General features: G+C 29.2%; 23 protein-coding genes. 14 read left to right on the forward strand and 9 right to left on the reverse strand.

Annotated elements, in window-relative coordinates; all coding sequences use genetic code 11:
• Positions 1–134: 134 nt before the first annotated feature.
• Positions 135–992 (forward strand): YitT family protein, encoded by an 858-nt coding sequence (locus B2P65_RS02125; protein ID WP_346877750.1) that lies wholly within the window; start codon positions 135–137, stop codon positions 990–992.
• Between the two features lie 211 nt (positions 993–1,203).
• Positions 1,204–2,547 carry an erythromycin esterase family protein gene (locus B2P65_RS02130; RefSeq protein ID WP_346879511.1) on the forward strand — a complete coding sequence of 448 codons (1,344 nt, stop codon included), beginning with the start codon at positions 1,204–1,206 and terminating at the stop codon, positions 2,545–2,547.
• Between the two features lie 57 nt (positions 2,548–2,604).
• Here the strand turns inward: B2P65_RS02130 and B2P65_RS02135 are convergent, their stop codons facing one another.
• A complete protein-coding gene (locus B2P65_RS02135) occupies positions 2,605–2,775 on the reverse strand; it encodes a DUF362 domain-containing protein (protein WP_035133140.1) in 171 nt (56 codons plus the stop codon).
• Between the two features lie 264 nt (positions 2,776–3,039).
• Between B2P65_RS02135 and ymfI the strand changes: the two genes are divergently transcribed.
• The 5 genes from ymfI (at position 3,040) to B2P65_RS02160 (ending at position 7,761) form a co-directional block, all read left to right on the forward strand.
• Positions 3,040–3,777 (forward strand): elongation factor P 5-aminopentanone reductase, encoded by a 738-nt coding sequence (gene ymfI / locus B2P65_RS02140; RefSeq protein WP_346848543.1) that lies wholly within the window; start codon positions 3,040–3,042, stop codon positions 3,775–3,777.
• Between the two features lie 85 nt (positions 3,778–3,862).
• Complete coding sequence (locus tag B2P65_RS02145) at positions 3,863–4,201, forward strand: hypothetical protein (protein WP_346848544.1); 339 nt, start codon at positions 3,863–3,865, stop codon at positions 4,199–4,201.
• An 87-nt stretch (positions 4,202–4,288) separates the two neighbouring features.
• Positions 4,289–4,975: a response regulator transcription factor gene (locus B2P65_RS02150; RefSeq protein WP_035133134.1), complete on the forward strand. Its 687-nt coding sequence runs from the start codon at positions 4,289–4,291 to the stop codon at positions 4,973–4,975.
• Positions 4,976–6,373 carry a HAMP domain-containing sensor histidine kinase gene (locus B2P65_RS02155; RefSeq protein WP_346879512.1) on the forward strand — a complete coding sequence of 466 codons (1,398 nt, stop codon included), beginning with the start codon at positions 4,976–4,978 and terminating at the stop codon, positions 6,371–6,373.
• Complete coding sequence (locus B2P65_RS02160) at positions 6,370–7,761, forward strand: hypothetical protein (RefSeq protein ID WP_346879513.1); 1,392 nt, start codon at positions 6,370–6,372, stop codon at positions 7,759–7,761. Before B2P65_RS02155 ends, B2P65_RS02160 begins: the two co-directional genes overlap by 4 nt.
• Positions 7,762–7,828: 67 nt before the next feature.
• On the opposite strand, the gene B2P65_RS02165 is transcribed toward B2P65_RS02160, so the two are convergent.
• The gene (locus B2P65_RS02165) at positions 7,829–10,828 is read right to left on the reverse strand and encodes a vitamin B12-dependent ribonucleotide reductase (RefSeq protein WP_346879514.1); all 3,000 of its coding nucleotides are present in this window, start codon (positions 10,826–10,828) and stop codon (positions 7,829–7,831) included.
• Between the two features lie 483 nt (positions 10,829–11,311).
• Here B2P65_RS02165 and B2P65_RS02170 point away from each other — a divergent pair, with 483 nt between their 5' ends.
• From B2P65_RS02170 to B2P65_RS02195, 6 genes are all read left to right on the forward strand, one after another.
• Entirely contained in the window at positions 11,312–11,824 is a 513-nt protein-coding gene (locus B2P65_RS02170; RefSeq protein WP_346848698.1) for a gamma carbonic anhydrase family protein, read from the forward strand.
• A 94-nt stretch (positions 11,825–11,918) separates the two neighbouring features.
• The gene (locus B2P65_RS02175; protein WP_346848548.1) at positions 11,919–12,416 is read left to right on the forward strand and encodes a GAF domain-containing protein; all 498 of its coding nucleotides are present in this window, start codon (positions 11,919–11,921) and stop codon (positions 12,414–12,416) included.
• Between the two features lie 38 nt (positions 12,417–12,454).
• Positions 12,455–13,291 carry a CvfB family protein gene (locus tag B2P65_RS02180; RefSeq protein WP_346879515.1) on the forward strand — a complete coding sequence of 279 codons (837 nt, stop codon included), beginning with the start codon at positions 12,455–12,457 and terminating at the stop codon, positions 13,289–13,291.
• A 146-nt stretch (positions 13,292–13,437) separates the two neighbouring features.
• Complete coding sequence (locus B2P65_RS02185) at positions 13,438–13,884, forward strand: DUF2975 domain-containing protein (protein WP_346879563.1); 447 nt, start codon at positions 13,438–13,440, stop codon at positions 13,882–13,884.
• A gap of 38 nt (positions 13,885–13,922) precedes the next feature.
• On the forward strand, positions 13,923–14,102 hold the full coding sequence (locus tag B2P65_RS02190) for a helix-turn-helix domain-containing protein (RefSeq protein ID WP_035133168.1): 180 nt from the start codon (positions 13,923–13,925) through the stop codon (positions 14,100–14,102).
• Positions 14,102–14,599 (forward strand): hypothetical protein, encoded by a 498-nt coding sequence (locus tag B2P65_RS02195; RefSeq protein WP_346879516.1) that lies wholly within the window; start codon positions 14,102–14,104, stop codon positions 14,597–14,599. The genes B2P65_RS02190 and B2P65_RS02195 overlap by 1 nt, the downstream gene beginning before the upstream one ends.
• A 58-nt stretch (positions 14,600–14,657) precedes the next feature.
• Here the strand turns inward: B2P65_RS02195 and B2P65_RS02200 are convergent, their stop codons facing one another.
• The 6 genes from B2P65_RS02200 to B2P65_RS02225 all read right to left on the reverse strand — a co-directional run bounded on the left by B2P65_RS02200 (position 14,658) and on the right by B2P65_RS02225 (position 22,201).
• On the reverse strand, positions 14,658–15,707 hold the full coding sequence (locus tag B2P65_RS02200) for a hypothetical protein (RefSeq protein ID WP_346879517.1): 1,050 nt from the start codon (positions 15,705–15,707) through the stop codon (positions 14,658–14,660).
• Positions 15,708–16,077: 370 nt separating this feature from the next.
• A complete protein-coding gene (locus tag B2P65_RS02205; protein ID WP_346879518.1) occupies positions 16,078–17,358 on the reverse strand; it encodes a helix-turn-helix domain-containing protein in 1,281 nt (426 codons plus the stop codon).
• A 207-nt stretch (positions 17,359–17,565) separates the two neighbouring features.
• Positions 17,566–17,709 carry a hypothetical protein gene (locus B2P65_RS02210; RefSeq protein ID WP_346879519.1) on the reverse strand — a complete coding sequence of 48 codons (144 nt, stop codon included), beginning with the start codon at positions 17,707–17,709 and terminating at the stop codon, positions 17,566–17,568.
• A 400-nt stretch (positions 17,710–18,109) separates the two neighbouring features.
• Positions 18,110–20,761, reverse strand: coding sequence for a cation-translocating P-type ATPase (locus tag B2P65_RS02215; RefSeq protein ID WP_346848554.1), 2,652 nt, complete (start codon positions 20,759–20,761; stop codon positions 18,110–18,112).
• Between the two features lie 324 nt (positions 20,762–21,085).
• Entirely contained in the window at positions 21,086–21,634 is a 549-nt protein-coding gene (locus tag B2P65_RS02220) for a chromate transporter (protein WP_346879520.1), read from the reverse strand.
• Entirely contained in the window at positions 21,635–22,201 is a 567-nt protein-coding gene (locus B2P65_RS02225; RefSeq protein ID WP_346848556.1) for a chromate transporter, read from the reverse strand.
• A gap of 100 nt (positions 22,202–22,301) precedes the next feature.
• Here B2P65_RS02225 and B2P65_RS02230 point away from each other — a divergent pair, with 100 nt between their 5' ends.
• Entirely contained in the window at positions 22,302–22,724 is a 423-nt protein-coding gene (locus tag B2P65_RS02230) for a DUF327 family protein (RefSeq protein WP_150846056.1), read from the forward strand.
• 128 nt (positions 22,725–22,852) lie between these two features.
• On the opposite strand, the gene B2P65_RS02235 is transcribed toward B2P65_RS02230, so the two are convergent.
• The gene (locus B2P65_RS02235; protein WP_346877755.1) at positions 22,853–24,757 is read right to left on the reverse strand and encodes an NAD(+) synthase; all 1,905 of its coding nucleotides are present in this window, start codon (positions 24,755–24,757) and stop codon (positions 22,853–22,855) included.
• Positions 24,758–24,761 lie beyond the last annotated feature (4 nt).

The raw sequence follows: 24,761 nt of genomic DNA on the forward strand, positions 1-24,761 counted from the left end.
TGAAACATATATAAGAAAAAGAGAGATATTGTAATAACTTATCTATTGATATATGATTAAATAAAGAGAGTTAACATAAAATTGAAAAACATAAGATAGTTTTTACAAAAATCAATAGGGTGAGTTGAGGAGGAATGGGTTTGAAAAAGGAAATAAAAGATTATATTATAATAACTTTTGGATTAACTTTAATAGCTATAGGTATTCATTTTTTTCTAGTTCCACACAATTTAGCAGCTGGAGGACTTACTGGGCTCGCTATGATAATAAACCATTATATTCCTAACCTTAGTATTGGTATTATAATGCTTATAGGGAACATATTTTTCTTTGTCATAGGTTTTATTTTTATTGGAAAGGCATTTGGAACAAAAACTATATATTCTAGCCTTATGCTTTCAGTAATAATATCCCTTTTAGAAAAAATAGCACCTATTAGTAAACCTATTTCACAGGATATACTTATAAATTTAATTTTTGGTATATTAATTGGGGCTATAGGTATGGCTATAGTGTTTAATAGGAATGCATCTACAGGGGGAACGGATATACCTGCTAAAATATTAAACAAATATGCTCATTTAGAAATTGGAAAAGGACTTTTAATTATAGATTTTAGTATAACCTTACTTGCAGTTATAGCATTTGGAGCTACTACAGGGATGTATGCTTTACTTGGTGTTATAATAAATGGCTCCATGGTAGACTTTGTTATAGATGGACTTAATATAACTAAGAGAATCGAAATAATGAGTTCTAAAACTGAAGAGATAAGAAAGTTTATTATTGAAGAGCTAGGTAGGAGTGCTACTATTTATCGTGCTATAGGAGCATACAATTTAGAAAAAAGTGATGTTTTAATAACTGTAATGGGTAAAAAGGAGTTTATTAAGCTTAGAAATTTTATAAAAGAAGTGGATCCATGTGCTTTTATCATAACCCATAATGTCCATGAGGTTTTAGGGGAAGGCTTTGGTAATATACTAGACTAATTATATAATCAGTAAATTTCAATTGGGGGATTTACTGATTTTTTATTGTATTTATGATATATAGTTAAAAATAAGAAGAATTTTGTCCATTACTCTAAGATGACCTAGATAAATATTGAAATATTTCTAAAATTTGCTATAATATATATGTAACCATAAGTTGAAAATGTTGAGTTAAGGGTTAAAATAGGTATTTAGGGGGTATATGAAGATGAAAAGAGGAAATAAGGTATTATTAATAATTTCAGTTATAATAATTCTCGGACTAGTATGCGTAGGATTATTTTGGGGAAAACTTAGTCCTAATGAGGAGGCTGAAATTATAAAAGAAAAATTAGTTCCTTTAAACACTGTGGAGGTTGGCAATGGCTTTGAAGATTTAAAGGAATTTAAGGATATATTTAAGGATAAACAAATTATAGCCTTAGGTGGGGCAACCTATGGAACAAAAGAGTTTTTTCAAATTAAGCATCGTATGCTGGAATTTTTAGTAGAGGAAATGGGGTATAGAACCTTTGCTATGGATGTGGATTTTGGAAGAACTGAATTAATTAATAATTATATATTGAATGGGGAAGGAAATGCTGAAAATATAGTAAGACAAACAAAGATAAATGGAGGTTATTCTTGGTCAACGGTGGAGTCTTTGGAGTTAATAGAATGGATGAGAAAGTATAATGAAGATTCTAATCATAAGGAAAAAATTAAGTTTTACGGTATTCAAGTTACTAATGCTGAAGATAGTTCAAATTTTGTAATAAATTACTTAAGAGATATTGATGAAGATCTATACAAGAAGTTTGATGGTGATTTGGATGAAGTAAGAGGAAGACCCGTTAGAAATATACCTACAAGTGAGTTAAGAAGAGAACAAGAAAAGGTTGAAATTCTAATTAATATATTTAATGAAAATAAAGAGAAACTTGTAAAAAGTACCTCAGAAGAGAAATATGAAGAGGCTTCGAAATATCTTCAGACTATCTTGAAAAGCATAGAATTAGCCATATACAGTGGACCAGAGCATAACATTAAAGAAGCTTTGAATATGGAAGGAAAATTATTAGCTGATAATATTAAATGGATTCTAGATCGTGAGAGTAAAAATGGAAATGATAAAATAGTTCTTTGGAGTGGAAATCAACATATAAGCAATATTTCTAAAGATTATAAAAGCATGGGGTATAATTTAAAGGAGATGTATAAAGATAAATATTATTCATTAGCATTAGAATTTCATCAAGGTAGTTTTGGAGCGTATCCTATAGACAGTAGTGGTGTAGGTAGTGAGTATGAAATCTATAATATAGAAGAAGGAAATCCTCAAATGTTTTCTAATATATTTAACCTTACAGAAATATCAAATAGTTTTATAGATTTTAAATCTTCATCACAGGATAAGGATGTTAAAAAAATATTATCATCTTCAATACTAATGCATAACATTATTTTTTATAATGGGTATGAAGAAGATTATTATATGAAATTAAAGCCTATAGATACCTTTGATGGGTTAATATTTATTAGAGACACTAATGCTATAAGTAAATTAAAATAAAAAATTAAGATAAAAAATTGAAATAAAAAATAGATGNNCATCTATTTTTTATTTCAATTAGTCTTGAACTGGAGCACCAACTGGGCAAACGCTAGCACAAGCACCACATTCGATACAAGAATCAGCATCGATAACGTATAATCCATCTCCTGCACTTATGCAGCTAACTGGACATTCAGATTCGCAAGCACCACAAGAGATGCAAGTATCTACTATTTTATAAGCCATGAAAAAGACCCCCCTTTACTATTAAATCATGATTATCATACCATATTATGATATAATAATAAAGAGGATTTATATTTAAATATAATAAAAAATACAAGAAATAAATTAATTTTATAGTTAATAAATGAACTAATTAAAGTAAATGTAAAATATATTAACATTTATTTAAATTAATTTATTTTCAGTACATATAACTAGTGCTATAAAAAAACAAATGTTAAAATAACTACAATGGGAATTAAAGAAGTTTTAAGAGGTATGAAAATGAAATTAAAGGGAAAAGTGGTAGTAATTACAGGAGGAACAAGAGGTATAGGTAAGGGAATAGCCTTAGAATTTGCTAAAGAAGGAGCAATATTAGTACTAAACTATTTTAACGATGATGAAAGTGCAAGGGAGACTTTAAATCAAATTAGTTCCATGGGAAATTATTGTACTTTATTTAAAGGAGATGTAAGTAATTATAACTTTTCTAAGGAATTAATAGAATATACTCTAGAGAAATTGGGCAGAGTGGATGTATTAGTAAACAATGCAGCTATTTCTAAAATAGGACTATTTATGGATGACACTGAAGAAGATTTTGATAAAATTATGTCTGTAAATTTTAAGTCAGTATTTAATACTACAAACTCTGTAGTTAATCATATGATTTCAAGAAAAGAAGGTAGCATTATTAATATATCATCAGTTTGGGGAGGTGAAGGAGCTGCCTGCGAAGTTTTATATTCTGCATCAAAGGGAGCTATAAATTCCTTTACAAAGGCCTTAGCTAAGGAACTAGCATTAAGTAATATAAAAGTAAATGCCATAGCACCGGGTGTTATCGAAACTAAGATGAACATGTGGATGAAAGAGGAAGAAAGAGTGGAATTAACAGAGGAAATACCCATGGGGAGATTTGGAAGTGTATCAGAAGTGGGAAGAGCTGCTGTATTTTTAGCTAGTAAGGATAGTAGCTATATCACAGGGGAAATACTAAATGTAAACGGGGGCTTTTAAATTTACCTTTAAAGCAGATAATAATTTTAAAATCAGATAGTATATTAATTATTTAATTGATACATATAGAAAGGAATTAGAATTTATGAATAGTGTTGAGATGAAAACATTAATAAAAGTTATATTTGTATGTATACTGTTATTTATATTTTCTCCATTGATTTTTGGAGTTTTAGGAATTGTATTCAAAGGAATTTTATGGCTTATTTTAGGGATTGTAATTATAATAACCCTTAGTATAATGTACTTAAAATATAAGGTGAAAAAGGAAACTAACGAATTTTATTCTTCTAATGAGAATGGAAGGCCACAAGGTAGCAATAGTGCCAATGTAACTCCAGACTCAGAATCTTATATAGACTATAGCGATTCTACTATTGTAGATGTAGAAGAGTATGAAGAAAGTAATGATAAGGAAGAATAGTTAAAGAGAAAATAAGAATTACGAACAAGAAGCACCGATGTTAATTTATTTTACTATTGGTGCTTTTGTACATTAGAGGTGAATATAATGAAGAAAATATTATTAATTGAAGATGAAGAACATATAAGAAAGTTTGTAAAGATAAGCCTTAAGAGAGAGGGCTTTCAGGTAGTAGAAGCAGAAACAGGAGAACTTGGTATTGAAGAAGTTGCAAAAGAGAGCCCTGATATTGTAATACTTGATATAATGCTTCCTGGAATTGATGGATATAAAGTGTGTGAAATTTTAAAGAAAAGTTATCCACAGATGGGAATAATAATGCTTACTGCTAGAGCGCAAGATGGAGATAAAATTATGGGATTAGAGTTTGGTGCAGATCACTATATTATAAAGCCCTTCAACCCATTAGAGCTTATAGCTATTATTAAATCTTTACTTAGAAGAATGGAACTAGGAAATGGTCTTAAGAGTAGAGAAATTATATCTGGAGCTTTTAAAATAGATTTGGATAGTAAGGTACTATATAAAAGTGGAGTAGAGATAGAATTAACCCCTAAAGAATATATGCTTATAAAAATGTTTATGGAAAATCCAAACAAGGCCTTTAGCAGAGATGAACTTCTAGATATGGTGTGGGGCTATAATTACATAGGGGAAAATAAAATTATTGATGTAAATATAAGACGTATTAGAAGTAAGATAGAAGATAACTCATCTAAACCTAAATATATTGAAACTGTTTGGGGAACAGGATATAAGTGGAGGGAAGATTAAGTGAAATCCTTAAAAACTAAGATTTCTAGCAGTAATATAATTGTAATAGCTATAACCATATTCATAGTTCAAATTATGGTTTACATAGCTATCAAAGGATATTACTATAGAAATCTAGAGGATACTATATATGGCCAAATCAAGATATCATCAGATTTTTATAATACATACTTGTCCTCCAATACTGTAAAAGAGAATATATTTAATGATAATGATACATTTTGGAGTAATACGGATTGTAGAGTTCAAATAATAGACTTAGAAGGTAATGTTATGATGGATTCTTCAGGATATATTTCAAAGGACAGAATATTAACTAGAGAAGTTAAAGCAGCAGCTAGTGGTAATACTGAAGGGGAAGCTAATATATATCAAAATGAAAATAATAATGAAAAGATTATTTGTGTAGCATATCCACTTTCTTTTGATACAGATGTAGATGGAATATTGAGATTTAGCGCCTCTACTGAAGGTATAGATAAAAGCATAAGGGAAATATTGTTTATAATAATTTTATTAGGTATACTAGTAATTTCTATTTCGTCTACTATAAGTTTATTTATTTCTAATAGTATAATGAAGCCTTTAAAACTAGTTTCTGTGGGAGCAGAAAAGATGGCTAAGGGTAACTTTAAAGAGAGTATACCAAATTACTCTAAGGATGAGATAGGAAGTTTAGCTGATACTCTAAACTATATGTCTGAGGAGATACTAAAAAATGAAAGACTAAAGAATGAATTTATATCATCTGTATCCCATGAACTTAGAACACCTCTAACTTCTATTAAGGGATGGGCCATTGTGTTAGAGTCCTCAGATTTAGAAGATAAAGAAGAAGTAAGAGAAGGTCTTAAAATTATAGAGTCAGAGGTTGAAAGATTAACTTATCTAGTAGAAGAATTATTGGACTTTTCAAAGTTAATTTCAGGTAAAATCACTTTAAGAAAAGAAGTGATAAGTATAGGTGAGTTTACTCAAGATATATTAAGACAATTAGAACCTAAACTACTGTCTAGAGGAATAGAGGTCATATTTGAAGAACTACAGGTTAAACCTATAGAAGTTGATAAAAATAGAATGAAACAGGTTTTAATAAATATTTTAGATAATGCTATAAAGTTTTCACCTAATGATTCTAAAATAGTAGTTAAGCTAGTAGAAGATGAAAAATATTTAACTATATCAATTAAAGATTATGGCTATGGAATTTCTAAAGATGAACTACCTCATGTTAAAGAAAAATTTTATAAGGGAAGAAATATAAATGCAAGCAATGGTATAGGACTCTCTATATGTGAAGAAATTATAACTCAGCATGGCGGAATTTTAAAGATAGATAGTGAATTACAAAAGGGTACAGAGGTTATTATAATGTTACCTAGAGGAGATATGAGATGAAAAGATTAATAAGAATACTGATAACTTTTATGTTAGCACTTATTCTTACTGGTTGTAATAAATTTAACATAGAAGTAAAGAAACCAAATAATGATTCTATTTTAAAGGGACAATGGCAAGTTAAAAATTATGTGGGAATTACAGAAGAGGAAGTATTTAATTGTAATTTGTTAGACAGCAAAGTGAGTTTTAGTAATGAAGAAGTATTTATGTTTGATAAGGCATACAAGAACATAACTTATAAAGCTAAATTAGTAAATGGTGAACAATACATTTATAATACTATAGGCTTTATACCTGATTATTTAAAAGATACTAAGGAAGTAGAAGTTGTAACCATATCATCTAAAAATACATATTTAAAGGAAGTTATTGTTATAGATAAAGGTATATTAGTAATACAGGACGATGTTTTACTTTATCTTGAAAAAATAGATGATAAACCCATGGAGAATATCAATGAAAAAACCGGTGTAGATGAAATAGCAGATAGTGAGAAAATTAGTAATGGAGTATTAATAGGCATTAAAGATAAAACTGATGAGGGATTTACATATAAAACTCTTTGGATATCCTATGATGGTAAAAAAATATATAGTAAAGAGGTTCCATTCCTACTTTTACCACGTAAAAATGGATTTTTCAAGGTTTCAATTCATAGAGAATATATTGAAAACAATTATAAGGATAATATAGAATTTGTATTTTTAAGTGGCAATCCATCTGAAAAGCAAGCTGATCTAAAAGTAAGTAAAGAACCAAATATAAATGTATCTAAAGAGATAAATTTTATAGGAAATGATTATATAAGTATTAAAATTCATGAACAAGGAGAAGATCATAGGGCAGAAAAGGTAGGGACATATTTAATTGATACTATGAATATGGAAGGTAAAGGAGCAGTTTCCTTAGGAAATATTAGTGAACAGAAAAATATAACTAAGTTTAATAATGAAGCACAAGGACTTCATATAGAAGATATAAATAAGTTTACAGATGTTTCTATCAAAAGAAATCAAGGAAGATGGCAGATTTATACTGTTCATAGTAAAAAGGATGAAAGTATTGAAAATAATATAAATATTCCTTTAAAAGTATCTAAGAATGTAGCTAGGTATGATAGGCTATTTACATCATGGCAAGGAATTAAAAATCAGGTTCCATCAGCGGAGGATGCATTATCGTCCCCTAATAAAAATATGACTATAATAAAGACAAAATCAAGTTTATATGGATATAAAATAGAAGATGGAAAAATCAGTGAATCACCAGAGTTAACTATTTCTTTAAATGGTGATGAGGAGATAGTTATGGCAGAATGGGCCATGGCAGAATTTGTAGGATATTGGACAGAACAAGTAAATTCATTACTTAAGTCAAGTAAATAGTGTAGTATATAAACCAAGGAAAAGCCAGGCAATAATTTGCCTGGCTTTTTAGTTATCATGTATAATTTTAGCTACATCCAGTGGTTGTTCCACAATCTTGACAAACCTTACATGTACCATTTCTCACTAAGTTTGTACTTGAACAGTTTGAACAAACCTCGGAGTAAATACGCTCACCTTTTATTTCTGATTTCCCATGGTCAATAGAAGTAGTAGATACTTCATTATTATGAATTATTGGTTTTACCATATCCTTAGGGTTAGGTTTAATTTGGCAACGAGAATAGTCACCAAGCTCAATATCTATAACTTTACTGATTAAGTCAGAGATGGAGCTAACATGCTTAATGTAAGGATGTTTTTGCACAAAGCCATAAGGTTCATATTTTTGGCCTCTAAGCATTTTAGCAATATCTGCTGCAGGAACGTGATATTGTAGCATTACAGAAATAGATTTAGAAAGAGAATTTAAGAGTCCAGTTATTATAGTTCCTTCTCTATCTGTAGTTATATAAATTTCAGAAATTTCCCCATTTGTTCTTCTATTAACTGTAGTGTATATTTTAACATCATCTATTTGAGCAGGATGAGTAGTTCCAAATCTAATACCAATTGGTTTTTCACGAGTAAATACAGTAGATGAAGTAGTTTGATTTTGTAGTTCTTTAGCTTTAGATAAAAGCTCTTCATAAGTTAGCTTTTCTAAATCTGCATCATTTTCTTCTTCTAAAACTGTATTTAAAGGTTGACTAGCTTTGCATCCATCTCTATAAAGAGATATTCCTTTTACCCCAAGGTTCCAAGAATCAAGGACAACCTTTTTAAAGTCATCTACAGTAGCTGTTTTAGGTAGGTTTACCGTCTTAGAAACTGAACCAGATATAAGAGGTGTGATGGCAGCCATCATTAGAACGTGTCCCATAGGCTTAATATATCTCTCACCACTTCCACATTTGTTTGCTGTATCAAAAATGTGAATATGTTCTTCTTTAAGATGAGGAGCTCCTTCAATTTTACCATCTATAATTTTTTCATACTCATATCCATTTTCATTAACCATTTCTTTTCTAAGAATATAATCTACTATGTCTTTAATTTCATCTTGTGAGTATCCAAGGTTATCAAGGGCATCTTCTATAATTGGATTTACTATAGTCATAAATCCACCACCGGATAATTTTTTATAAACAAAGTGGGAGAAGTATGGTTCAATAGAAGTAGCACCACAATCCATAGCAAATGAAATTGTTCCAGTTGGAGCTATTACAGATACTTGAGCATTTCTATATCCAAATTTCTCACCATACTCTACAGCTTCTTGCCAAAGAGTTTTTAAAAGTTCAGATAGCTCAGTATTACCTTCTGCCTTAAGAATTTCATGATTAACTTCCACAGGGCTATAGTGAAGGTCTTCGTATTCACTATCTAGCGCTCCTGCAACCCTTCCATGATTTCTTATTACTCTAAGCATTGCATCTTTATTAATGTCATATTTTTCGAATGGTCCTACTTTTTCAGCCATAAGGGCAGAAGTAACGTAAGAAGCTCCAGTAAGCACTCCAATTAGAGAAGCAGTTAATTGTCTAGCTTCTTCTGAATCGTAAGCATAACCCATTACCATAAGAAGAGAAGCTAGGTTTGCAATTCCAAGACCTGTTGTTCTAAACATATATGTTTTTCTTGCAATATCTTCTGTTGGGAATTGACCCCAGTGAACAGAAGATTCAAGCATAAGTTGTAGCAAAGATACCATATGAACATATCCATCTAAATCAAATACTTTACTATCCTTGTTATAGAACTTATATATATTAATTGAAGCTAAGTTACAAGATGTATCATCTAAGAAAGCATATTCACCACATGGGTTAGTAGAATTTAATCTATTATGCTTTGCACCAAGGTCTCCATCTTCACCACCGGGACATGTATGCCAAGCGTTGAAGGTATCATCAAATTGAGGTGCTGGGTCAGCACATTGCCATGAAGCTAAGTTGAATTCGTCCCATAGCTCACTAACTTTAACATCCTTATTAATTTTTTCATCTATTCTTCCCTTTAAAGTTATTACTTCATCTGGATTTTCAGATAGATTTTCAACTTTTTTCATGAATTCATCGCTGAATCTTATAGAGTTATTACCGTTTTGACCGGATACAGTTTCATAAGCTTCGCCTTCAAAGGAAGCATCATAGCCCATTTTACCTAAAGCACGAACCTTATCTTCTTCTCTAGCCTTCCAATTTATAAATTCTCTAATTTCTGGGTGATCTATATCAAGGCAAACCATTTTAGCTGCACGTCTTGTAGTACCACCAGATTTTATAGTTCCAGCATTTCTATCAAAGCCCTTTAAAAAGCTCATAACACCTGAAGAAATTCCACCAGCAGAAAGCTTTTCGTCTTTAGCTCTAAGAGTTGAATAGTTAGTTCCACATCCAGAACCACCCTTAAATAGTTTAGTTTCTGTTACATATTGCTCAGAAATTGAATGAGGTCCTAAAAGTTTATCTTGTATAGATAAAATAAAGCAAGCAGAAGCTTGAGTTCTAGTATAGTTATCTACGCTTTTAACAACTTTTTTTAAGTTCTCATCATAATAAAAATGACCTTGATGCTCACCAGCTATATCATAAGAAAGCTTTAATCCAGTATTAAACCATTGGGGTGAATTTGGTGCATACATTTGATTTAAGAAGCAATAAACTAATTCATCATAAAGTATTGTAAACTCCTCATCATTAGTTATTAAACCTTCATCCTTTAGAGATGCACACCAAAAATTAACTAATCTATGTGCCACCATTTTAAGACTATTTTCATAGCCTACTTCATTAGGTACTAAAGCTCTTTTGAAATATTTAGAAGCAATTATATCACAAGCATTTTGTGAATAGTGAATTGGAAATTCTAAGTCCTTCATATCTACGAGAATGGTACCTTTTTTATAGTCTTTTAAAATTACGTCAACTTTTTTCCACTGGAATAAATCGTATACTGTCAAATCTTTATTAGTTTCTAACTCTTTTGTGTAGTATCTTTTTATTATATTGTTAATACTCTTCATTATAAAAGCTAATCACACTGTTATGATTAGCAAGTCACCCCCTAAATACTTCATATACTATATATTGTGTCCGAAATGTGCTTTTGCACTATATGTTGTATTATATTATATAATTTTTTTTCTTACAACTATTGAAATTTCCATTAAACTGTGCTTGTTCACACCTGAAAATAGCCTTAAATTAAGTAGATTTCAGTACCCTAACCACTTCAACTGATTAACTAATAAAATTTTATGACAAAGTTATAAAAATTATTACAAACTAATATAATTTCATAATACATATGGAAAAATAAATACATAATTCAGTAATTAGGTGATGAATAATAGGAAAAAATAAATTATTACACAATAGACTTTTAAATTATGGTATCATTACCTTATATAAAAGATAATAATTATTGTTGTGTTCATATAGTTTTAAGAAATTAAAATGGTTGAATGAAAATTATGGAAATTTCAAGTATAAAGGATGGATGGAAAATGATAAAAGCAATTAAAGGGAATACACCAATTATAGATGATACATGTTTTATAGCAGAAAATGCAACGGTAATAGGGGATGTAACTATAGGAGAAAATACTAATGTATGGTATAGCGTGGTAATTAGAAGTGATATGGATACCACCAGTATAGGAAAAAATACTAACATTCAAGAAAATTCTACAGTACATAATGATTTTGGAATATCAACTAGGATAGGAGATAATGTTACCATAGGTCATAACTGCATAATTCATGGGTGTAATGTAGGAAATAATGTGTTAGTAGGAATGGGATCAATAATACTAAATGGTGCTGAAATAGGAGATAATACAATTATAGGAGCAGGAAGCCTTGTAACTCAAAACAAAATAATCCCAAGTGGAGTATTATGTATAGGAAGCCCTGCTAAGGTGGTAAGGGAGTTAACAGAAGAAGAAATTAAATCTATAAAGTCTTCAGCTGAGAATTATGTTAATATGGGAAGAGAGCATAAAGAAATTCAAGAGTGAAATAATGCTATTGAAGCAATACAAGTAGCCTTATAATAAGCAATTTGAATTTTATGTAGTTTTAGATAATAAAATTATGCTAGGAGAGATAGTTTTGATAAAGTTAGATGTAATAAAAAAAATGACTACAGAAGAAAAATATAAATACATGTTAATCCTCTTAGAAGGCCAGTTAAGTTCGGAAAAAGATATATATGCAAATATTTCTAATGCATCTGCCATTATATATGCTATTTTTGATAAATTAAATTGGAGTGGATTTTACTTTGTAAAAAATGAAGAGCTAGTTTTAGGGCCATTTCAAGGTTTACCAGCTTGTAATAGAATAGCTATAGGAAAAGGCGTATGTGGAACAGCAGTAGCAACTAAGAAAATTCAAAGAATAGATAATGTTCATGATTTTCCAGGACACATTGCCTGTGATTCGGCATCAAATTCTGAAATAGTAATTCCAATAATAAAAGATGATGTGGTTTATGGAGTACTAGATATAGATAGTTATGAATTTAACACATTTACAGAATTAGAAGAGAAATATTTAATAAAATTTGTAGATAAGCTTAATAAATATATTGATTGGAGTCAATTATAAATATAAGCAAAGTTTTAAAAGTGGATAGGAGAAAATAAATGATAGAATTAGGAAAAATTAATACTCTTAAAGTATCAAGAAGTTGTGAATTTGGATATTATTTAGATGCAGAGGGAAAGACAACTTCTGAAGACATACTAATACCAAAGGGAAATATAGTGGGTGAAATAGGCGTAGAGGATGAAGTAGATGTATTTGTATACCGAGACTCTAAGGACAGACCTATAGCTACTATGAAGCCAGTAGAAGCTCAAGTAGGAGAGTTAGCTTACTTAAAAGTAGTAGATAAGACTGGAATAGGATACTTTATTAGCATAGGTATAGAAAGGGATATATTAGTTCCATTTAGGGAAGCACCCGTTGAATTAGAAGTAGACAAAAAATATTTATTTTATCTATATGTAGATAAAACTAACAGAATAGCTGCAACAACTAGAGTAGATAGATACTTACATGATACTACTCATTATAATGTTGGAGAAGAGGTAGAAGGCGTAGTTTATGGAAAACATTCTAATGGAAATTTAGTTGTAGCTATAGACAATACATTCAGAGGAATTATATTAAAAAGTGAATGTTATGACGACATTTCCATTGGTGATAAAATAAAGGCTAGAGTAAAGAAATACTTTGATGATGGTAAAATTCAAATCACCACAAGAAAACCTCGTCTTGAGGAAATGGGAGAATTAGAGGAGGTTATTCTTAGCTACTTAAAGAAGAACCAAGGTTCAATGAGATTTAATGATAAGTCTAATCCAGATGATATAAAAAAATATTTTAAGGCTAGCAAGAATGCCTTTAAGAGATCTTTAGGGGCACTGATGAAAAAAGGACTTATAGAGCAAGATGAAAATGGTACTAGGTTAAAATAAAATATGAATAAAGTTAAAAGCTATCTCAGAATTATTTTGAGGTAGCTTTTTAAGTAATATTATATTTATTGAATAACAATAAATATTTATTGACGTAAAAAGCCTCTTGTGATAAGCTTTGGTTAGAGGTGATAAATTTGAAAAATATGTTATTTAGAAAGATACTATATATTGTATCAGTTTTATCAGTAGTTATAACTATAATAGCTGGAGCAACATTACCTAATATAGTAAATTGGTATCTTAGTAATATATCTACTGCTGGGTTAGATATAGGTGGAGGAATAAAAATATTCTTATATATAACTTATATACCATTTTTATTAATACTTATTTCAGTAATGAAATTAAGTGGAAAGCTATTAAAAGGAAGTCCTTTTTGTAAAGAGAGTATAAAGTCGCTAAAGGTGATAAGTATATGCTCATTCATAGCTTTTGTTACTTATTTAGCAGGAACAATATTCTTATATAAAAATTTAATTTGTATAGTTATAACTTTTGCTACCATGATGGTATTTATCATTTCTTCAGTAGTAAGAGAGCTTATAAATAATGGAATTGAACTACAAGAAGAAAATGATCTTACTATATAAGGAAGGTGGATTAATTGATAATTGTTAACGTAGATGTAATGATGGCTAAGAGAAAGATGAGCGCTACTGAACTTTCAGAAAAAGTTGGCATAACAATGGCTAACTTATCTATTTTAAAAAATAATAAGGCAAAGGCAATAAGATTTACTACTTTAGAAGCTATATGTAAGGCCTTGGATTGTCAACCTGGTGATATATTGGAATATAAGGAGGAGTAATGAAGAAGAAAGTTTTAGCTACAATATTAGAGATTGTAGTTACGATAATTTTACTATTAACTTATATTAAAGTAAGACCTATAATACTTCCAACCTACACAGAATGCCTAGAAGCCAATTGGAACATAAAATTACCTAAACCAGATAAACTAACTCTCATAGGAAGTACTAGAGGGGGTTTTGGCGGTGATGGAGATGAAATTAATGAAGTAATTTACCATGATGAAGAAGACTTAGAGAAATTAAATAATTCTTTTCAGTGGTTTAACTATGAGGAGATACCTTTTAGAATATCCTATGATGGTGTTATGCTATTAGAAGATAGAGATAAAATAAATCATAAGGAAATTAGTATATCTGATGGTAATCCTGAAAAAGTAATAGAAAAACTAAGCAAAGAAGCTAAATATTTTTATATGGATAAAAATAATAAAAGTGATTTTATTGTATTTATTTTAGATGGTAATACTTTAGAAATATACGAATCTTATAGATGATTTAAGACTAAATAAAAGGATTGGAACTTCCAATCCTTTTATTGTATTAAGTTTTAATTTATAGTTTACTTACTCTAAAAATAGTGTCTAACTTATTATATCCAATAGCATCAGGCAAAAGGTTAGAAAGTTTTGAGTATATCTCCATAGTTATATTAGGATCAACATCTTTAAAGGTTTCTATCATTTCAGAATAGAGAGTTCTAAGTTCTTCAATATCATTTAGTCCCCTATATATTTGTTCTAAAAGACTATATCCTAGTAGTAAAGCTTCACTGTGAGAATATTCTTTAGCCAGATTTAATCCATATTTAATTTTAGATATAGCCTCTTTATTAGAATCGATTTTCATATATAACTTAGCCATATACATTAATGTACTGTCAAGACTATCTTTATCATTAGAAGTTTTAAAATCTATGGCCTTATTAAAATACTTTAGAGAATCATCATTATTATTTGCATCTGAATAGGCTAATGCCAAATTATTATAGATATATCCTTTATAGATTCCTAATTTATCTCCAAAGGTATGAAGAAGCTCTTTATATAGAGTTATGGCTTGAAAATTAGAACTATTACTAAGATAACAGTTAGCTTTTAAAATTGTTCCTTGAATATATCTGGTTAGGTCATTATTAATATCAACAGCACCTAATAATTTATCTATATAAAGAATAGAATTATCAAAATCATTTAACTTTTTATAGGTTAAAGCTATATTATAGGTACAATTATAATAATTATTTTTATCCTTATTTTCTAAAGTAAAAGAGTGGCATGTACATAGATATGCTAAGGCCTCTTCATAACAAAGGGTTTTGATTTTACACTTAGCTAATTTATTATATATAAATATCATATCATCATCTTTTGTAGGAATAGCATTATATAATTCCAAGGTTTTAGCATAGAATACAAAAGCTTCATTAAATAGACTTTTATCATATAGAAGATTTCCTTTTTTAACATATAGAGAAGGAAGTATATCTATTAACTTATTAAGTTCTCCAATATGAATTATCTCATCAAGTTCATCATCAGTTAAGTTTAACATAAGTTTATCAGTGCAATAAGTTCTAGCTTTAGTTTCTTCACTTAATATCAAATCATTCATCCCCTTATTCAAGTAAAATAAAAATCCTTTTACTCATATTTAAGCAAATTAAATTATGTTCATATATATTAGTCTATAGTAACTTAACAATTAGTGCAACATTTGGATAATAGAAATGAAATGAAATTATCAATAACAAAATACTATGTATATCATAAAAATATAAGGAAAATTTTATGTATAAATAAAGAAAGATGGTAAAATTAACTATATAGAAAATTGTTGTAACTACAAATCCTATGTTGTCATCATTATGTCATTTTTTGAACATGAAAGTTTTAGAAATTTATAATATTTTATAAGTTTGCATAAGTATACGTATTTTAAATAAAAAAGTGATTCAAAATTTTGAATCACTTTTTTATAAAAGTTTTTGAACATTGTTAGCTTCGTATAAAATTTCTTTAGATTTATCATATTTCCCAATATCCATATACAGTAGAGACAGCTTTATGTAAATACCTAAAACTTTAACTACATCTATTTCTTTTAAAATTTCTACTAATACAAGATATATCTCTTCAAGTTTATTTTTATCATTTAATTTTATATAAATATCTTCCAATATAGAGTAGCCTCTTATTAAAAACTCTATGTTAGAATATTTCTCAGATAAAGCTATACCTTCATACAATAGTTCTATAGCCTTATCATATGAATTTTCTTTTACATATGCAGAAGACATATCTATAATACTAGAATTCAAATTTTTAATATCATGTACTTTTCTAAAGCTAATTGATCTATTAAAATAGTCAATAGATTTATCTATTTCATTTATCTCACAATAAATACATCCTATATTATTATAAATCAATCCTAAGTGAACTCCAATATTTTCACTAAAGTTATTTAGAATATCAAAATATATAGTTAAAGCAAGGTGGTAATCTTTTTTCTTAAGATAACAATTACACTTTAAGATAATGCTAATTATATACACGTTTATATTGGTATCACAATCACATATATTTAGCAACTCATCTATATATATAAGAGCATTATCATATTCACCTAATTTTTTATATACAAGAGCTATATTATATAAACAATTTCTAAGATTAGTATCGTCATTAAACTCTTTACAATAGGAATAGGCTTTAAATAAATATGTGAGAGCTTCTTCATAGGATAGAGTCATAATCTTGCATTTAGAAAGCTTAATATATGCAAAAGATTTATTACTGTTATCTTTATTATCATTATGAATTTCTAGTATTTTATAGTAATATACAAAGGCGGTATTATATGAATTTTCATCATATAGTAGATTTCCCTTTAATAAGTAAGATTTTAAAAGTATGTCTTCTAATTTGTATTTTTCACCTATTTTTATAACTTCATCTAAATTTTTATGACTTAAGGTTAAATCTAATTTCATATGACAATAGTTTCGTGCTTCTTCTTTTTCAGGAAGAAGTAAATAATTTACATCTAAATTGATATTAGTTTCAAGCTCATCAGCTTTGTTTTGCATAAACTTAAGATAATTTGCTAAGGTTACTCCGGTAAGATTTCTTTTATCACTTTCAACCATACTAATATAATTTCTAGAAACACCGATTTCTTCTAGTTCTACTTGTTTGATATTTAGTTGTTGTCTAAGAGCTTTTAATCTTTTTCCAGGACTTAAGAAATCCAAATCCTTCACCCCCTTATTTAAATAAATATAGTTAATTATATTTTATAGGTAATTATATGTAAAGGCAATGCATAATTAGTTCCAGTATATGTATTAAATTTACTATTTCACCTATTGTACCATTAGTATTCTTAGCTATATCTATAATAAAGTTTTATTATAGATATAGCTAAAATTTAATAGTGTAAGAAATTAATCTGTTAATAATTATAAGTTGTAAATTTGTATAGATATGGGCGCTTGTCCTAGTGGACCCTCTTCTTGACCTACATCATATAATGAAATTCCGATAAAAGCAGTTAAAGTTAGTGCACATAAAAATACTATACCTTTAGTAAGTTTAGTTTTCATAAAATTCACTCCTTTAATATTAATATTTATATTAAGCTTTAAAATTATGAACAAGATAAAGTTGAGAATTATTTTAATGCACAATGTATCTTAAAAAAGTATATAATTAACAGTTACTTTTTATAAAATATTGTTTATATGTCAATATAAGTTGGATGTTAGTATATATTTAAAATACATTTGCAGTAATTAATTATATTTTATAACATAATATGTATAATTACAATAATAAAATATAAAAAGTAACAACAAATTTACGTCATAAATCTCTCCTCATTGTATAAATATGTATAAAAATGAAAAAGTAATTAAAATGTATTATAATTTAAATGTAACTCATAAAAGACATTAATACTGCCTTTTATGAGTTACTTGTAATTTTATTGAAATTTGTCTTTTTTTATTTATCTTTGATAAATAGTTTAATTATTTCATTTATAACTAAAGGTATTAAGCTTAGAACAATAACAAGTCCCCAATCTGCTAAAGTTAGTGGTATAACATTGAACATTCTAGCAATTGGCGGTATATAAATAACTGCCATTTGTAATGCGATACCAACAACCATTGCATAGATTAAATACATATTTGAGAACAAACCAATTTTAAATATGGATTTATCTGAACTTCTCATATTTAAAGAATGAATCAGTTGAGTTCCACTAAGAACTACAAAGGCTATAGTTTGAGCATGCATCAAAGCTTCAGGATTGTTAGCTATGTTAACAAGAGTAACTCCGGCATCTCCGTATTTGTTAACTCCATAAATGAAACCTATAAGGGTTAATATACCAATTAACACACCATTAAATAAAAGAGTAAATAAAGAACCCTTAAATAAACTATCCTTAGGACTTCTTGGTTTATGTTTCATAACATCCTTATCACCAGGGTCTACACCTAGGGCAAGAGCTGGGAAGGAGTCTGTTATAAGATTAACCCATAATATATGAGTTGCATTAAGTGGTGCAGCCCATCCGAAGAGAATACCAAAGAATAGAGCAACAATCTCACCGGCATTACAAGAAATTAAGAATATTACAGATTTTTTTATGTTATTAAATATATTCCTACCTTCTTCAATAGCTGCTACTATGGTAGAAAAGTTATCATCTGTTAATACCATGTCAGAGGCACCTTTAGCAACGTCAGTACCTGTGATACCCATAGCTACACCAATATCAGCAGCCTTTAAGGATGGAGCATCATTAACTCCGTCGCCAGTCATAGATACAATATTTCCTTTAGATTTAAAGGCTTTAACTATTCTAACCTTATGCTCAGGAGATACTCTAGCAAAAACTCTTAGATTTTCACATCTACTTGAAAGTTCCTCATCAGTTAAGTTATCTATGTCAGCACCACTAGCTACTTGGTTTATATCCTCTGCAATAGATAGTTCCTTAGCGATAGCAAAGGCTGTATTTTTATGGTCACCAGTAATCATTATAGTTTTTATGCCAGAAGTTTTACAAATTTCTATAGAGTCTTTAACTTCTAGTCTAGGAGGGTCTATCATACCAATAAGACCAATGAATGTTAAGTCTTTTTCCAATTCATCAACTTCTACATGGGTAGAGTTAACAGTTTTAAAAGCAGCACCTAGAACTCTTAAAGCATCGTCTGACATAGCTGTAGCAACTTTTAAGAAACCATTTTTAATTTCTTCAGTCATAGGTACAACTTCACCATTAATATAAGCAGAAGTACATATATTAATAAGATTATCAGTAGCACCCTTAGTCATTACATTAAATTTATCTTCATAAGAGTTTACCGTAGTCATTAATTTTCTGTCAGAATCAAAAGGTATTTCATCAACTCTTTTATGAGTTTTATCTAACTCTTCTTTAAAAACGTTAAACATATTTCCCATATCTAAAAGTGCTATTTCTGTTGGATCTCCAGTTTTTGATGTAGCCGTAGAAGTAGCATCATTACAAAGGACTATGTTTTCAAGTAAAAGTTTTTCGCCATCATTATTTATATTGAATTCCTTAACTTCTTTTAGTTTATTATCTGCAAAGTATTTAACTACTGTCATTTTATTTTGAGTTAATGTACCAGTTTTATCAGAGCATATAATATTCACAGAACCTAAAGTTTCTACAGAAGGTAATTTTCTAATAATAGCATTTTGCTTTATCATTCTTTGAACACCTAAAGCAAGAACTATAGTTACAATAGCAGCAAGACCTTCAGGAATAGCCGCAACAGCAAGGCTGATAGAAATCATGAACATATCAGTAACAGCTCTATCTTGTAATAAACCGACTGCAAACATAATAGCACAGATACCAATAGCAGCAATACCTAAAACTTTTCCCAGTTGTTCAAGTTTCTTTTGAAGAGGTGTAAGCTCATTTTCACCTTCATCAAGCATTTTAGCTATTTTACCAATTTCAGTATTCATACCTGTAGCTACAGCTATACCTGTAGCTCTACCATAGGTAGCTAAGGTAGACATAAATACCATGTTCTTTTTATCACCAAGAGATACTTTTTCATCTTCAAGGATAAGATTTGCATTCTTGTCTACAGGAACAGACTCACCAGTAAGGGCAGATTCTTCTACCTTAAGGTTAGCACTTTCTATAAGACGAATATCACAAGGAATAAATCTACCTGCATCGATGATAATTACATCACCAGGGACTACTTCCTCTGAAGGAATTTCTATTAATTCTCCATTACGCTTTACTATAGCCTTTGGTGTTGATAATTCCTTTAATGCATCAAGGGCCTTCTCGGCTTTAGACTCTTGAATCATTCCAACTGTTGCATTAACTAAAATAACAATACCGATAATAATTGCATCACTTATTTCTTTTCCTACAACTACAGATAGTATAGCTGCAACTATAAGGATATAAATTAGAATATCATTTAGTTGTGCAAAGAATAGTTGGACTTTAGTTTTTTTCTTTTTTGATGCCAGTTTATTAGACCCATACTTGGACCTAATTTCCTCAACTTGAGATGAAGTAAGACCAGTATCTGGGTTGGTGTTAAACTTACCTATAACATCGTCAATAGAGTCATTAAAATACATAAAATCACCTCATAATTAATAGTGTTAAGCCATACTCTAAATCTAAGATTTAGTTAGTAAAACTTACATAGATTTAATAAAAGATATTCTTTTATTAATATTTGCAAAAACATAATCACATATGTAGGTAATGTATGTAAAAAGAAAAGACTCATATATAGCGTAAGCACTATACATGAGTCTCATTATTTAATGCAAAGCCAGACTTAAAGCCAAGATGTTGACATTGCCATAGGATAATCCTACTAATTACTCCCTCATATGTAATTATATTTTATACATTAATTATAAGGGATGTACTAATAAATTACAAGATATTTTTTATTAAAACTTAGCAAGCAAATTAGGGATCATTCCATAGAATAATATACCTAATAATGCTGCAATAACAATAATTAATATAGGATGAATTTTAGTTTTATAAAGTAGAAAACCAATAATTGCTGCTATTATTAAACTGTTTAAATCTCTATAGGACTCGTAGCTAAGAGTTATAAATACAGAAATTATAAGTCCAATAAGAGCAGGTCTCATTCCTTTTAAGGCATGAGCTAGTATCTTTGAATTTTTAAATTTATTAAAGAAGTAATTAGCAAAGGATATGAGTATGAAGGATGTAGTGACAACCCCTAGTGTAGATAGAACACTTCCTATAATTCCGCCAGTTTTATAGCCTACAAAGGTTGCAGCATTTATAGCTATAGGACCAGGAGTCATTTGAGATATACCTATGATATCCATGAAATCTGTTTGAGATAGCCAAGCATTGTTGTCTACAATTTCCTTTTGAATTAAAGGAAGCATAGCGTATCCACCACCAAAGCCGAAGGTTCCAATTTTAAGAAAGGCTAAATATAGCTTTAGTAATAGCATCTAATTTTCCTCCTTTGTATTTTTATAATTATCAATGTGGTGATTTCTATTAATATATATTCCATATACAGCAGCAATAAGAATTAAATATACAGGATTAACATTCATAAATACACTAAGAATTACAGTGACTATTACAATAATTATATTAACAGCTGTTTTATCTAAAACCTTTGCCAAGCTATTTACACCTACTAAAATTAGAAGGGGAACGGCAGCATTGATGCCTTTAAAGATAAGTTCAATGACATAAAGGTTTCTGAATTTACTGAAGGCCATAGCTATAATTACTATAATGATAAAAGAGGGAAGGGCTACACCTAAAAGTCCTAGGATAGCTCCTAGAACTCCATTAATTTTGTATCCAATGAAGGTACAGCTATTTATTGCTAAGGCTCCAGGAAAGCTTTGAGATATAGCTATTATATCTATAAATTCATCTTTGTCTATCCAATGGTTTTTATCTACAACTTCTCTTTCAATAAGTGGAATCATGGCATAACCACCACCAAAGGTAAAGGCACCTATCTTAAAGAAGGTTATAAACATATTAATTAAAGTTTTCATAATTGCCTCCTAAATTAATTTAATCTGTAAATAGTAAGAAAATATAGCTAAAATCCTTAACCTTATTTATAATATAATTAAAGGACAAGGGGGTGTTCACATGGAGATATCAAAAGTAGGAAGAAATACTCCAATACAAAGAGAAAGTAAAGTTGTAAATAACAAACAGGACTTCTCTAAAAATTTTAGCTTTGCTAGAGAGCAAAAGTCAGAAGAAGATCTTAAGAAAATGCTTAAAAATATAAAATCTAAAGGTAGCAGACTTGTAATTTCAAAGTGCTATGCTGATGTTAGAGCTTATAAAAAAGAAATAAAAGAATATCTAGAATCAGTACTTTCATTTATGTATTCCATAAAAAAGGATATAAGCTTTTGGCAAACTCAATACTTTGTTACAGTAGAGACTATTGACAATAAATTAGAAGAACTAACACAGATGCTACTTAATGAAGAACGAGAAAACTTAGATATAGCTAGCACTATAGATGAAATATCAGGTCTCATTGTAGATATTTATAGATAATTATAAATTAATATCTCTAATTATCTTCATTATTAAGTTATACTATAATTTAATATTTTATATATTAAGTTAAGGACCACTGGTAATAAATAGACAATTACCAGTGGTATTTAATTATATTTTTAAAGTTAAAGAAATCCGTTATAGCTAGCATCTGATGGCATTCTTAAATCTCCTCTTGGAGAAAGGCTTATAGATCCAACCTTAGGACCATCAGGTAGAGCTGAACGCTTAAATTGTTGAGTGAAGAATCGAGTCATAAATTTATTAAGCCATTTACTAATTACTTCGTCATCATATATCCCCTTAAAGGCAGCCTTAGCTAAGAATTCTATACGTTCCTTAGAAGCACCATGTTTCATGAAATGGTATAGGAAGAAATCGTGAAGTTCATAAGGTCCTACAATATCTTCAGTCTTTTGAGTAATGTTTCCATCTTTGTCCTTAGGAAGTAGCTCTGGACTTACAGGGGTATCCAAAATATCAATAAGGATTTTACTTATATCAGGAGTGCTTTCATGGTCAGCCACATAATCCACTAGGTATCTTACAAGGGTTTTTGGAATAGAACAGTTTACAGAATACATGGACATATGATCTCCATTATAAGTACACCAACCAAGAGCTAACTCAGATAAATCCCCTGTCCCAATTAACAGTCCACCTTCTTTATTAGCAAGGTCCATAAGAATTTGTGTTCTTTCTCTTGCTTGAACATTTTCGTAGGTTACATCATGTTGCTCTACAGGATGACCAATATCTTTAAAATGTTGGAGGCAAGCAGGTACAATATTTATTTCTCTTAAGTCTGTATCTAGGTACTTGCAAAGATCTAAGGCATTATTATAGGTTCTATCTGTAGTACCAAAACCAGGCATAGTAATGGTTACAATATTTTCTCTAGGCATTTTCAACATATCAAAGGTTTTTACTACAACTAGAAGAGCTAGAGTAGAATCAAGACCGCCAGAAATTCCTATAACTGCCTTCTTTAAGCCAGTATGCTCAAATCTTTTAGCAAGAGCTGAAGTTTGAATATTAAATATCTCTTTAGATCGTTTATCTCTTTCAAGAGGATTACTAGGTACAAAAGGATGTTTATCTATATATTTATCAAAATTATTAATAGCTATATTGTTAAAATCAAAGTATATAGTTTCCATATCAAAAGGAATTAAAACTTTATTATCTCTAAAGCTTATATTTTTTAATCTTTCAGCCTTTAATTTATCTACATCAATAATTGCTGTAATAATTTCATTTTCGCGATTAAATCTTTCATTTTCAGATAAGATTCCACCATTTTCACTGATTAAAAGATGGCCACTAAATAATACATCAGTAGTAGATTCAAAGACTCCACTAGAAGAATAGATATAGGAACTCATACATCTAGCACTTTGATTTTTAATTAAGGCTCTTCTATAGTCAGCCTTGCTAACTAACTCATTAGATGAAGATAAATTACATATTACATTACAACCAGCTAAAGATAAGAAGCTACTTGGTGGAATAGTAACCCAAAGGTCTTCACAAATTTCCACTCCAATACTAATATCACCACTTCTAAATATTAGGTTAGTTCCAAAATATATATTATCTTGGAAAGGAAGTTTAACTATTCTAGAAGTTATATTAAGACCACTGCTAAACCAACGTTTTTCATAGAATTCAGAAGCATTAGGTAAGTAACTTTTTGGAACAATACCTAAAACTTTACCATTAAAGATAAGATAAGCTGCATTATAAAGCACATCATCATATTCAAAAGGAGCACCTACAGCAAATAACATATCTCTTCCTTCAGAAAATACACAAAGATTTTCAATAGCTACTTCTGCTTTTTTTAGTAGTTTTTGTTGAAAGAATAAATCAGCACAACTATAAGAGGTTATAGATAATTCAGGAAAAACTAAAATTTTAACTTGTTCTTCTATAGCTTTTTCAACACATTTTTTTATTTCATTTAAGTTAAAGTCAACATCTGCTACCTTAGTAATAGGACAAGCAGAACCAACCTTTATAAAGTTCATTAAA

It is taken from the genome of Clostridium sp. UBA3061 (assembly GCF_002367465.1).
GTDB lineage: Bacteria > Bacillota > Clostridia > Clostridiales > Clostridiaceae > Clostridium_J > Clostridium_J sulfidigenes.